Genomic DNA, 12,282 nt, shown 5'->3' on the forward strand with positions numbered 1-12,282 from the left:
GGTCAGTTGCGGGGGGATCAGGATGTCGCCCGCCGCGGCGACGGTGAAGGAGGGTCCGCCGTCGGAGGCGGCTTTGTCGTCGTCGCCGAAGGGGCCGCAGGCGGTGGCGGTGGCGGGGCCACGGCCCGCCCGCGAGGGTTCGGGTCCGGGCTCCGAGGAGCCCGAGCCGCACTGCGAAAGGCTGAGGACGCAGGCTGTCACGGCTGCGAGAACGCCGAGCTTCTTTGCGATCGTGACCGGCCGGGTGCGGGAGATCTTCATGGTTGTATAAAGATATCCCTGTGATGACACGTCCCTCCCGCAGGCATTTCGTGACCTGTGTGGCCTCCGCGTTCCTGCTCGCCGGCACCGCCACCGCCTGCGGCCCCTTCGGCGACGACGACAAAGCCGCCTCCGACGGCGGACCCTCCTTCACCGTCGCCGCGGCGGGCGACATCCTGATCCACCCGCAACTGACCGACCAGGCCCGCAAGGACGCCAAGGCCACGGGCAAGGGCGAGAAGGGCATCGACTTCGGGCCGCTCCTCGCGGGGATCAAGCCCGTCATCAGCAAGGCCGACCTCGGCATCTGCCACTTCGAGCCCGTCGTGGGCAAGCCCGGCGGCCCCTTCCAGAGCTACCCCGACTTCCTCGTGCCGCCGCAGATCGCCACGGCGGTCAAGGGTGTCGGCTACGACCAGTGCTCCAGTGTGTCGAACCACACCCTCGACCACGGCCCCGCCGGTGTCACCCGCACCCTGAACGTGCTCGACAAGGCGGGGCTGCGGCACACCGGTTCGGCGCGCAGCGCCGCGGAGGCGGGCAAGCCGCTGATCACCGAGGTGAAGGGCGTCAAGGTCGCGCAGATAGCCTTCGCCTTCGGGTTCAACGGCCGCGAGGTCCCGAAGGACAAGCCGTGGATCGTGAACCAGACCAAGTTCGACAGAATCGCCGCCGCCGAGAAGAAGGCGCGCGCGGCGGGCGCCGAGGTCGTGATCCTCAGCATCCACTGGGGCCGCGAGAACCAGCCCAACGCCAGCTCCTCGCAGCTCAGGCTGGCCCGCAGGATCGCCCGTGAGACCGGCATCAACCTCGTGATCGGCCACCACGCGCACGTCGTCCAGCCGATGGAGAAGATCGACGGCACCTGGATCGCGTACGGACTCGGCAACCAGGTCGCGCGGCACGACGTGCCGAACGGGCTGACCGAGGAGGGCGTGATCGGCTGGTTCGAGTTCGTCAAGCGCGGCGGCAAGTGGGACGTCGACGCCAAGTACGTGCCCACGTTCACGGACATCCCGCCGGACCCGGACGAGAGCGGCGCCCTGCCCAAGGACGCCGTCAAGGACCACCGGCTCGTCGATCTGGCCGCCGCGCTGAAGGACGGCGACAGCCTCACCGAGCAGCAGCGCTCGCGCTACCGCCTGGCCTTCGAGCGCACCCAGGGCACGCTCCTGAACCGCGGCGCGAGCAAGGACGGCCTCGAACCGCTGGAGTCACTACCCGGCGAATGACCGCCCTACGCAGGCTCAGAACGCGACGTAGGTCACATTTTTGATTTCCCGTACATCCCTTCGACGGGGTCACGGGTCCAAGCTCTCCGGAACGCATCACCCTGCGCTTCCGCGTCCCCGCATCACTTTTAGGAGAGGAGCACCCCTTGGCCGCTTCGCGTACGAAGCGGCGGCACAAGGTCCGCCGAAGGACCGACATGTCCCTGATAGGTGGCATACGCCCGCCCATCGCCGTGCTGTCGGTCCTGCTCCTCGCCCTCGCGGGCGTCACCGCTCTCACCCTTGGCCGCGCAGGCCAGGAAGCCGTACCGAAAGCGGTCAAGCTGTCCCAGCAGCACTTCGCCGAGGACGGCGCCATCGCGCTGCGCGCCTCCATCGACGAGTCGGTCACCGACCTGACCCGGACCGCCGAGCTGTTCAGCGCCGGCGACCCGGTACCGGCCGACGCCGTCCTCGACAAGATCGGCAGCGTCTACCAGAAGTGGATGGGCACCGCGGTCGTCGAGATCTCCTCGGGCAAGCTCCTCGCCGCCCGCGGCGAGAACCTGCCGTTGACCGCCATCGACCGCGGCAAGCTCGCGGACAAGGACGGCCTGGCGCCGCGCATGGTGCGCCTGGAGAACGGCGAGACCCGCCTGCTCTCCTTCGCCCTGCTCACCTGGAAGGGCCAGCCGCAGCAGCTCCTGGTCGCCTCCAGCAGCCTGCGCTTCCCCGGCATCAGCCTCGGCAAGTTCCGCTCCATCGCCGTTGTCGGTCAGGACGGCCTCGTGCTGAGCACCGACGGCATCCCCGAGCCGGAACAGGTCCTCACCGACCTCCAGCGCGATGAGGTCAAGCAGTCCAACAAGCAGCTCAAGATCTTCGCCACCGCCGCGGCGAAGAAGGCCCGTACGCACCCGGTGATGTCCAAGGAGCCCGGCTCCGGCGGCTTCCTTGGCGTCAGCGGCCACCTCACCGGCGAGCGCTACCTCGGTGAGCGCGCCATCGGCGGCTACGCGAGCCTCGCGGGCCCCGAGGCGGGCGAGGCGACCGTCGCCACCCGGCTCGGTCTCACCGTCGTCGCCATGGTCCCGGTCGCCGAGGACCCGACGGCCACCACCAACACCGCCTTCGGCCTGCTCGCCGCGGCCGCCCTGCTGCTCATCGGCGGCGTCACGATCTTCCTGCTCTGGCGGACCGTGCAGCGCCCGCTGATCCAGCTCTTCCTCGAAGGCCGCAGGCTCACCCGCGGCGACCTCGAACGGCCGGTCTCCGTGCCGCGCCGCGGCGAGGCCGCCCGGATCGGCGCCGCCCTTGAGCGGCTGCGCCGCCAGCTGCTCGGCGCGCCCGCCGACACCCAGCCCGGCGCCGCCCGCCGCGGCAGGTTCGGCACCCGCACGCTGATCGCCGTCTGCGCGGTGCTCCTGCTCGCCTGGTCCGCGCCGCTCATGCTGATGCTCAACCGGGCGGGTGACACCGTCGTCGTGCCGCAGCAGATGGTCAACGACCAGCGCGAGCGCACCGACACCCTCACCGACCGGGTGCGCAGGGCCCTCAACGAAGGCCACGCCGACCTCACCTCGGTCGCCTCCCTCATGGGTGACCGCACCGAGGCCTCGGACATGACCAAGGTCCTTGAGAGCACCCTGAACCAGCACACCCGCTACCAGGCGCTCTACGTCCTCGACGCCGACGGGAAGGTCATCGCCAAGGCGGGCGACGACCCCCGCAGCCCGTCGGGCAAGGGCCCCTCGGACAAGGCGATCCGCGTCATCGACGAGGGCGGCAAGGAGCCGGTCATCATCGGCACGGCGGAGGTGCCCGGACGCAAGGGCGCCGCCGTGGTCGGCGAGTTCCGCATCGAGTTCCTCAACTCGCTCCTCAAGCGCCCCGGCCTCGGCCAGGTGCGCGTCATCGACGAGAAGCGCAAGGTGATCGGCGCCAACTCCGGCTACCAGGAGTTCGAGGACCTGCCCGGCGGGCGGCTCAACGAGCTCGCGGAGGGCACCGGCCAGAAGGTCGGCCTCAGCCCGCGCCCCAGCGGTGTCCTCTACCGCGACGGCGACGAGATCCAGATCGCGGCGGCGGCCCCCTTCGTGGGCGGCGGCGCGGCGGAGTCCCTCGGCTGGACCGTCCTGAGCTGGCAGCCCGCCTCCGGGCTCGCCATCCCCGAGTACACCCTCCAGAACCGCACCGTGCTCGCCGGACTCCTCGGCATCACCGCGGCGGCGGCCTGTCTGGGGTGGCTGCACATCGTCGTCGTACGGCCGCTGCGGCACCTCGCCGACCGGGCCGAGGCGCTCGCCGACGGGGACCGCCGCACCGTTCTGTACCCGACCCACCACGACGAGGTCGGTGCCGTCACCCGCAGCCTGGAACTGATCAGGCAGCAACTGCCGACGGGCACACAGCGCAAGCGGGACGGCGCCACGGCCGGCCTCGCCGGAAGGAACTGAACCCCGTGCTCTTCCTCTACACCGTGCTCGTGGTGTGCAGCGCCATCCTGCTGGCGGCCGGAGTCGTCGAACAGCGGCGGCACTTCGCCAGCCTGGAGCACATACCGACCCGCGTGCTCGTCAACGGCATCCGCGGCAAGTCCTCCATCACCCGCCTCTGCGCGGGCGCCCTGCGCGGCGGCGAGCTGACCACGGTCGCCAAGACCACCGGCACCGCCGCCCGCTTCATCCACCCGGACGCCACCGAGGAGCCCGTCTACCGCAAGTTCGGCATCGCCAACGTCGTCGAGCAGATCGGCATCGTGCGGCGCGCCGCCGCGTACAACCCGGACGCCCTGGTCATCGAGTGCATGGCGGTCATGCCCGCGCTCCAGGAGATCAACCAGTCCAAGCTGATCCGCTCCACCATCGGCGTGCTCTGCAACGTCCGTGAGGACCACCTCGCCGAGATGGGCCCCACCCTCGACGACGTGGCGCGCTCCCTGTGCCGCTCCATGCCGGAGAACGGGATCTGCGTCACCGCCGAGAAGGATCGTTTCGACATCCTCAAGGAGGAGGCCGACGCCCGTAACTGCGAGCTGATCTACGCCGACCCCGAGACGGTGAGCGACGAGGAGCTGCGCGGCTTCAGCTGGTTCACCTTCAAGGAGAACGTGGCGATCGCGCTCAAGGTCGCCGAGCTCGTCGGCGTCGGCCGCGAGGTCGCCCTCCAGGGCATGTACGACGCCCCGCCGGACCCCGGTGTCCTCTCCGTCGAGCGGTACGCCACCGAGGACGGCAAGAAGCTGCGCTTCGCCAACGTCTTCGCGGCCAACGACCCCGAGTCGACGCTGATGAACATCAACCAGCTCCTCGACCTCGGCGCCATCAACCGCCCGCTCAACGTGGTCATCAACTGCCGTCCCGACCGCGTCGAGCGCAACGGCCAGATGGGCGAGATCATCCCGGACCTCAAGCCGGACAAGGTCTTCGTCATCGGCCACCCCGCCAAGTCCGCCATCGACGCGATCCCCGCCGACTGGCGCGGACGCGCGGTGGACCTCGGCGGCGACCGGCGCGACCCCGAGGAGTTCATGAACGAGATGCTCGGGCAGCTTGGTCCCGACTCCTCGCTCGTGGCGATCGGCAACATCCACGGCCAGGGCGAACTGCTCCTTGAGCACCTCGCGGAGCTGCCCGCCGACGAGAGCGAGGAGCAGGCCCCCGAGGAGCCCGCGCCGTTCTACGAGCCGCACGTCGACCCGTACCAGCACTACCCCGAGGCGTACGAGGAGCGGTACACGCCGGTCCACACCCAGCAGATCCAGCAGATCCACGCGCAGCAGGCCCAGCAGCACGCCCAGCAGGCCCACCACGGCCACCAGGCCCACCAGGGCCAGGGACAGCTTCCGCCGGGTGTCCACGTACCCGTGCAGCGCACGCCCGACCAGCCGTACGAGGCCTACGCCCCGCAAGAGCACTACCAGCACCAGCAGCAGCCTCAGCAGCAGTACGACCAGCAGCAGTACCAGCAGTACCAGCACCAGCAGAACCCGCAGCACCAGCAGCACCAGCAGTACGTGTCCCACGAGGGCTACGCGCAGCAGGAGCAGCAGGCCCAGCCCCCCGCGCCCCGCGGCCTCTTCGAGCCGAGGGTGCCGCCCGTACCGCCCGCCCATGACGACCAGCAGTGGCACAGCCCAGGAGAGCCCCGTTGATTCCCTCCGTCCTCACCCCCGAGATCGCCGCGGTCGGCATCGCGCTCGGGCTGCTCTTCTCCCTGGTCTGCTACCTGACGACCAACCTCTCGCCCGGCGGCATGATCACCCCGGGCTGGCTCGCGCTGACCCTCGTCGAGGACCTCCAGCGCGCGGCCATGGTGATCGGCGTGACCGTGCTGACCTACCTCGGCACGCTGCTCATGCAGAAGTACGTGATCCTCTACGGCAAGCGGCTCTTCGCCGCCGTCGTGCTGCTCGGTGTCACCCTCCAGGCGACCGTGATGATCGTCCTGTCGATCGAGTTCCCGCTGATGTACGCGAACCAGACCCTCGGCTTCATCGTCCCCGGTCTGATCGCCTACCAGCTCGTGCGCCAGCCCAAGGGGCCGACCCTGCTCGCCACCGGCTCGGTGACGCTCATGGCCTACGTCGTCCTCACCGCCGGGATCCTCCTCGGCTTCATGCCGTCCGTCTGATTCCCAGGAGTTGACCATGCCGCCCAAGAAGAAGCGTCCCGCCCTGCACGCGGTGACCGTGCTCGCCCTCCTCGCGGGCAGCGCGTACCTCACCGTGGAGCTGCGCAAGGACGAGGAGGCCAAGGCACCCAAGGTGCAGGCCGTCACCGACACCCCCGGCCTGCAGAACAGCAACGGCCAGCAGGACAGCGGCAAGCAGAAGTGGGAGCGGTTGAAGAACCCCGAGCGCTCCGTCCTGCGCACCGACGGCGGCAAGGTGCTCGCCACCTTCACCGACGGCGCCCGCACCGCGACGCTGACCGGGCCGAGCCGCACCTTCACCGAGCCCGCCAACACCAAGTCCCGCGTCGTCACCAACGACTGGGTGCGGCTGATGCCGGAGACGTGGCGGGAGGGCGCCGAGAAGGAGAAGTGGTTCAAGGACTGGTACAAGGAGTTCTCCGGCAGCGAGGAGGACGACATCTTCGCGATGGCGTTCCAGTACGTGCAGGGGGCGCCGGTCAAGAAGGACGACGAGGGCATCGCCTACGCCGGTGACGCCAACTTCGGTCCCCTCAACCCCGAGGGCAGCGCGGGCAACGACCTGCGGCTCGAACAGTCGGACTTCTTCGACTACCTCGGCATCCCGTACACCTTCCGCGACGGCACCACCATCCAGCCGGAGACGAAGCGCGCCCGCTCCATGGACTGCTCGGGCTTCATCCGCACGGTCTTCGGCTACCGCGCCCGCTACCCCCTGATGGCCAACGACGCGAACGGCGACGGCCTGCCCCGCACCGCCAACGGCATGGCGCGCGGCAAGGCCGGTACGGACGTCATCAAGCTCAAGGGCGTCTCCGCGGCCGACCGCCCGAAGTCCATCGACGTCGTCCAGCCGGGCGACCTGGTCTTCTTCAAGCTGGACGCCCGCACCAAGCAGCGCCTGGACCACGTGGGGATCTTCCTCGGCCACGACGCCGACGGCCACAAGATCTTCATCTCCAGCCGCGAAGAGGTCAACGGCCCGACGATCGGCGACAAGGGCGGCACCTCCCGCCTGGACGGCAACGGCTACTACGCCTCCACGCTGCGCAGCGCCAAGCGGCTCTGAGCCTCAAGGCCGTACGGTTCGGGGGCCCGCGCACCGGGCCCCCGAAGCGGCCACCCTTCCGCGCAGCTCGCGGTCGGCGGTGATGACCAGGCAGGGGCGGTCCGCCGCGGCGGCGGCCAGCTCCGCGATGCGGTCGTCGCCACTGCCGGGCGCGCTCTCCACGCGTACGCCCGGCACGGACGGAACGCCGCGCGCGGCGCCCTCCACCACGAGGACGATGTCCAGCGGTCCCGGATGGCCCGGCAGGCCGTCCTCCGCGTACGCGACGAGCCCGTCCCGCAGCCGCTCGGCGGCCCCGCGGCGGTCGTGCCACCAGCCGTCGGGCTTGGAACCGACGACATTGGCGGCGTCGACGACGACAAGAGTTCTCATGCGGCAAACGTAAACTAATCAGTAAAGCGCTGTGCCGCACGTGGACGTGGAAGGGTTGCCGCCGAGTCATGCCGTCGAGGTCGAAGCCGGTGAGCACCGGTCCTTTGGAGTGCGCCCGCTGGCTGCTGCGCGGCCGGGACGGCAGGCTCACCGCCTACGCGAGGAGCGAGGGCGGACTGCTCCGCTGGACGGAGACCGCACCCGGCGGGCCCGACTGGAGCGGCCCCGACTTCTTCGAGGCGCCTGACCTGACCTACCTCACCCTGGCCCAGGGAGCCGACGGCTATGTGCACTTCCTCGGCCGCCGTGAGCGGCGGGACGGCGCGGGCGAGCCGCTCGTCGACATCGTGCACTCCATCCAGTACCAGTCGGGGCGGCCCCTGATGGACTGGCGTTCGATCGGCAACCCGCACACCAAGCTCGTCGAGCGCGCGCCGCGCCTCGGCGCGCCCGCCGCCGCCGTCGACGCCCGGGGCACCGTCCACGTCTTCGTACGGGACGCGGTCAACAGCGTCCGGCTGCGCCGCGAGGGCAAGGGCGGCAAGTGGGAGGGGTGGAAGGACTTCAAGGTCCGCCAGGCACTCGACGGCATCGTCGCCCACGCCACCGCCACGGGCCGGATCGAGGTCTACGCCCCCGGCGCCGAGGCCACCCTCCGCTGGACGCAGGAGACCCAGGGCGGCGACCTTGTGCGCGCCGACGACCTCCCGCTCGCCGCGACGCCCGGCTCCGGCGCGGTCCTTGAGACCGGCCCCGACCGCTTCACGTACTACGCCGCGGACGCGGACGGCGGCGGCGTCCTCGCGCACCGCCCGGCGGACGGCGGCGCCGCGCTCCCGCTCGGCGGCGAGCCGGACAGCGGGACGACTGCCGCCCTGCGCACGCCCATAGACGGCCACGACTGCACGGTCCTCGCCCACCGCACCCGCTCGGGACGCCCGGCGATCGGCGCGTTCCCCACCGAGGACGAGGGCGCGGGCCTGTGGTGGTCCGAGACCGGCGAGCCGTGCGTCGGCGCCCCCGCGCTCGCGCTGGACGCGCGGGGCCGGGTGGTCATCGCGGCCGTCGGCCTGGACGGCACGCTGCGGCTCGCCCGGCAGAAGGCGGAGGCGGGGCTGGCGCTGGAGGCGTGGACCACGCTGTAACCGGTCCGCGAGCGGTACGTATACGACGGCGGGGCCGTACGGAAGTCGCCTTCCGTACGGCCCCGCCGTCTCGCGGCTCGCGCGCCCTACGCGGGGACGCTCGCCACGCCCTGCTCCAGGAACCGCTTGCCGTTGACGCGCTCGCTGACGCCCTCACGGTCCAGGTACGGCGTGATGCCGCCCAGGTGGAAGGGCCAGCCCGCGCCGGTGATCAGGCAGAGGTCGATGTCCTGGGCCTCGGCGACGACGCCCTCGTCGAGCATGAGGCCGATCTCCTGCGCCACCGCGTCGAGCACGCGGTCGCGCACCTGCTCCTCGGTCAGGACGGAGTCGCCCTGCTTCAGGAGAGCGGCGACCTCGGGGTCGAGCTCCGGCTTCCCGCTGTCGTAGACGTAGAAGCCGCGCTTGCCCGCCTTGACGACGGCGGCGAGGTTCGGGGAGACCGTGAAGCGCTCGGGGAAGGCACGGTTGAGCGTCTCGGAGACGTGCAGACCGATGGCCGGACCGACCAGTTCGAGCAGGACCAGCGGCGACATCGGCAGACCGAGCGGCTCGACGGCCTTCTCGGCGACGGCGACCGGGGTGCCCTCGTCGATGACGTTCTGGATCTCGCCCATGAAGCGGGTCAGGATGCGGTTCACGACGAACGCCGGGGCGTCCTTCACGAGCACCGCGGTCTTCTTCAGCTTCTTGGCGACACCGAAGGCCGTGGCCAGCGACGCGTCGTCGGTCCGCTCGCCGCGCACGATCTCCAGGAGCGGCAGGATCGCGACCGGGTTGAAGAAGTGGAAGCCGACGACCCGCTCGGGGTGCTTCAGCTTCGACGCCATCTCGGAGACCGAGAGCGAGGAGGTGTTGGTGGCGAGGATGGCATGCGCCGGAGCGACGGCTTCCACCTCGGCGAACACCTGCTGCTTGACGCCGATCTCCTCGAAGACCGCCTCGATGATGAAGTCGGCGTCGGCGAAGCCCTCGGCCTTGTCCAGGACACCGGAGACGAGCGCCTTGAGGCGGTTGGCCTTGTCCTGGTTGATCCGGCCCTTGAGGAGCAGCTTGTCGATCTCCTCGTGGACGTAGCCCACGCCCTTGTCGACGCGCTCCTGGTCGATGTCGGTCAGGACGACCGGCACCTCAAGACGGCGCAGGAAGAGCAGGGCGAGCTGCGAGGCCATCAGACCGGCGCCGACGACGCCGACCTTGGTGACCGGGCGCGCCAGGTTCTTGTCCGGGGCGCCCGCGGGGCGCTTGGCGCGCTTCTGCACGAGGTTGAAGGAGTAGATGCCCGCGCGCAGTTCACCGCCCATGATCAGGTCGGCGAGCGCGGTGTCCTCGGCGTCGAAGCCCTTCTGGAGGTCGCCGTCCTTGGCGGCCTCGATGATCTCCAGGGCGCGGTAGGCGGCCGGAGCGGCGCCGTGCACCTTGGAGTCGGCGATGGCGCGGCCGCGGGCGACGGCGGCGTCCCAGCCCTCGCCGCGGTCGACGTCGGCGCGCACGACCTCGGTCTCGCCGTTGAGGACGGAGGCCGTCCAGATCAGCGACTGCTCAAGGAAGTCCGCGCCCTCGAAGAGCGCGTCGGCGATGCCGAGCTCGAAGACCTGCACGCCCTTGAGCTGACGGTTCTGGTTCAGCGAGTTCTCGATGATGACCGAGACGGCCTTGTCGGCGCCGATCAGGTTCGGGAGCAGCGCGCAGCCGCCCCAGCCCGGGACCAGTCCGAGGAAGACCTCGGGCAGCGAGAAGGCGGGCAGCGCCTTGGAGACGGTGCGGTACGAGCAGTGCAGACCGACCTCGACGCCACCGCCCATCGCGGCGCCGTTGTAGTAGGCGAAGGTCGGCACGGCGAGGCCGGAGAGCCGCTTGAAGACCTCGTGGCCGCCCTTGCCGATGGCGAGCGCGTCCTCGTGGCGCTTCAGCAGCTCGACGCCCTTGAGGTCGGCGCCGACGGCGAAGATGAACGGCTTGCCGGTGATGCCGGCACCGACGATCGCGCCCTCGGCCGCCTCCTTCTCGACCTGGTCGATCGCCGTGTTCAGGTTGGCGAGGGACTGCGGGCCGAACGTGGTCGGCTTGGTGTGGTCCAGGCCGTTGTCCAGCGTGATGAGGGCGAAGCGGCCCGCGCCCGCGGGGAGGTCGAGGTGGCGTACGTGCGCCTGCGTGACGACCTCGCCGGGGAACAGCTCGGCCGCGCCCTTCAGGAGCTCAGTGGTGGAGCTGCTCACTTGTCGCCTCCGGCGTCCTTGTGGTTCGGGTTCTCCCAGATGACCGTCGCGCCCATGCCGAAGCCGACGCACATGGTCGTGATGCCGTAGCGCACCTCGGGCTGCTCCTCGAACTGCCGCGCGAGCTGCGTCATCAGGCGTACGCCGGAGGAGGCGAGCGGGTGGCCGAACGCGATGGCGCCGCCGTACTGGTTGACGCGCGCGTCGTCGTCCGCGATGCCGTAGTGCTCCAGGAAGGCGAGCACCTGTACGGCGAAGGCCTCGTTGATCTCGAAGAGGCCGATCTCGGAGATGTCCAGGCCCGCCTTGGCGAGGGCCTTCTCCGTGGCCGGGATCGGGCCGTAGCCCATGACCTCCGGCTCGACACCCGCGAAGGCGTACGAGACCAGGCGCATCTTGACCGGGAGGCCGTTCTCGCGCGCGAAGTCCTCGGAGGCGATGAGGGAGGCGGTGGCGCCGTCGTTGAGACCGGCGGCGTTGCCCGCGGTGACGCGGCCGTGGGTACGGAACGGCGTCTTGAGCCCCGCGAGGTTCTCCAGGGTGGTCCCCGGGCGCATCGGCTCGTCGGCGGTGGCGAGGCCCCAGCCGGTCTCACCGGCCTCCTCGTTGGTCCGCCGTACGGAGATCGGCACCAGGTCGGCCTGGATCTTGCCGTCGGCGTACGCCTTGGCGGCCTTCTCCTGCGAGCGCACCGCGTACTCGTCGGCGCGCTGCTTGGTGATGCTCGGGTAGCGGTCGTGCAGGTTCTCGGCGGTCATGCCCATGAAGAGGGCGGACTCGTCGACGAGCTTCTCGCTCACGAACCGCGGGTTGGGGTCGACGCCCTCACCCATGGGGTGGCGGCCCATGTGCTCGACGCCACCGGCCACGGCGATGTCGTACGCGCCGAAGGCGACGCTGCCCGCGACCGAGGTGACGGCGGTCAGGGCGCCCGCGCACATGCGGTCGATGGAGTAGCCGGGGACGGACTGCGGGAGCCCGGCCAGGATGCCGGCGGTGCGGCCGATCGTCAGGCCCTGGTCGCCGATCTGCGTGGTCGCGGCGATGGCGACCTCGTCGATCTTGGCGGGGTCGAGGTCCGGGTTGCGGCGCAGCAGCTCCCGGATGGCCTTGACGACGAGGTCATCGGCACGGGTCTCGTGGTAGATGCCCTTCGGGCCCGCCTTGCCGAACGGGGTGCGGACGCCATCCACGAAGACGACGTCCCTGACGGTACGAGGCACGATGGCTCTCCTCCAGGGTGCGGTTGCGCCACGCCTGCGGCGCGCTTCCTCCGTCCACCCTACTTGCCGGTAACTATGTGGCCAAGAGAGGGTTTGACGAGGCGCGCGTCACATTGTCTGGCCGGGGGC

At 70.5% G+C, this 12,282-nt stretch carries 9 protein-coding genes and 1 pseudogene; 6 read left to right on the forward strand and 4 right to left on the reverse strand.

The features are described 5' to 3' along the window. Positions 1 to 261: pseudogene (locus AB8Z36_RS13480) on the reverse strand (hypothetical protein); the annotation flags it as partial. Between the two features lie 23 nt (positions 262 to 284). On the opposite strand from AB8Z36_RS13480, the gene AB8Z36_RS13485 reads away from it, so the two are divergent. From AB8Z36_RS13485 to AB8Z36_RS13505, 5 genes are all read left to right on the forward strand, one after another. Continuing rightward, a complete protein-coding gene (locus tag AB8Z36_RS13485; protein ID WP_440581909.1) occupies positions 285 to 1,493 on the forward strand; it encodes a CapA family protein in 1,209 nt (402 codons plus the stop codon). 197 nt (positions 1,494 to 1,690) lie between these two features. Next, positions 1,691 to 3,928, forward strand: a complete 2,238-nt coding sequence (locus AB8Z36_RS13490) for a HAMP domain-containing protein (RefSeq protein ID WP_440581910.1) — start codon at positions 1,691 to 1,693, stop codon at positions 3,926 to 3,928. A gap of 5 nt (positions 3,929 to 3,933) precedes the next feature. Beyond that, positions 3,934 to 5,625, forward strand: a complete 1,692-nt coding sequence (gene pgsB, locus AB8Z36_RS13495; RefSeq protein ID WP_369213509.1) for a poly-gamma-glutamate synthase PgsB — start codon at positions 3,934 to 3,936, stop codon at positions 5,623 to 5,625. After that, positions 5,622 to 6,104, forward strand: a complete 483-nt coding sequence (locus AB8Z36_RS13500) for a poly-gamma-glutamate biosynthesis protein PgsC/CapC (protein ID WP_369213510.1) — start codon at positions 5,622 to 5,624, stop codon at positions 6,102 to 6,104. The genes pgsB and AB8Z36_RS13500 overlap by 4 nt, the downstream gene beginning before the upstream one ends. A gap of 16 nt (positions 6,105 to 6,120) precedes the next feature. Beyond that, positions 6,121 to 7,194, forward strand: a complete 1,074-nt coding sequence (locus AB8Z36_RS13505) for a C40 family peptidase (RefSeq protein WP_369213511.1) — start codon at positions 6,121 to 6,123, stop codon at positions 7,192 to 7,194. Between the two features lie 3 nt (positions 7,195 to 7,197). Here AB8Z36_RS13505 and AB8Z36_RS13510 read toward each other — a convergent pair whose 3' ends face one another. After that, positions 7,198 to 7,566, reverse strand: coding sequence for an NTP pyrophosphohydrolase (locus AB8Z36_RS13510; RefSeq protein ID WP_369213512.1), 369 nt, complete (start codon positions 7,564 to 7,566; stop codon positions 7,198 to 7,200). Between the two features lie 89 nt (positions 7,567 to 7,655). Between AB8Z36_RS13510 and AB8Z36_RS13515 the strand changes: the two genes are divergently transcribed. Further along, on the forward strand, positions 7,656 to 8,711 hold the full coding sequence (locus AB8Z36_RS13515) for a hypothetical protein (RefSeq protein WP_369213513.1): 1,056 nt from the start codon (positions 7,656 to 7,658) through the stop codon (positions 8,709 to 8,711). An 86-nt stretch (positions 8,712 to 8,797) separates the two neighbouring features. Here the strand turns inward: AB8Z36_RS13515 and AB8Z36_RS13520 are convergent, their stop codons facing one another. Both AB8Z36_RS13520 and AB8Z36_RS13525 read right to left on the reverse strand, forming a co-directional pair. Then, complete coding sequence (locus tag AB8Z36_RS13520) at positions 8,798 to 10,930, reverse strand: 3-hydroxyacyl-CoA dehydrogenase NAD-binding domain-containing protein (protein WP_369213514.1); 2,133 nt, start codon at positions 10,928 to 10,930, stop codon at positions 8,798 to 8,800. Further along, positions 10,927 to 12,153, reverse strand: a complete 1,227-nt coding sequence (locus tag AB8Z36_RS13525) for a thiolase family protein (protein WP_369213515.1) — start codon at positions 12,151 to 12,153, stop codon at positions 10,927 to 10,929. The genes AB8Z36_RS13520 and AB8Z36_RS13525 overlap by 4 nt, the downstream gene beginning before the upstream one ends. Positions 12,154 to 12,282: the final 129 nt, after the last annotated feature.

It is taken from the genome of Streptomyces flavofungini (assembly GCF_041028215.1).
Classification (GTDB): domain Bacteria; phylum Actinomycetota; class Actinomycetes; order Streptomycetales; family Streptomycetaceae; genus Streptomyces; species Streptomyces flavofungini_B.

Bases quoted from the DNA above. Each gene is read 5' to 3' on its own strand.
- AB8Z36_RS13485 (WP_440581909.1), top strand. From the start codon at position 285: ATGACACGTCCCTCCCGCAGGCATTTCGTGACCTGTGTGGCCTCCGCG.
- AB8Z36_RS13490 (WP_440581910.1), top strand. From the start codon at position 1,691: ATGTCCCTGATAGGTGGCATACGCCCGCCCATCGCCGTGCTGTCGGTC.
- AB8Z36_RS13505 (WP_369213511.1), top strand. From the start codon at position 6,121: ATGCCGCCCAAGAAGAAGCGTCCCGCCCTGCACGCGGTGACCGTGCTC.
- AB8Z36_RS13510 (WP_369213512.1), bottom strand. From the start codon at position 7,566: ATGAGAACTCTTGTCGTCGTCGACGCCGCCAATGTCGTCGGTTCCAAG.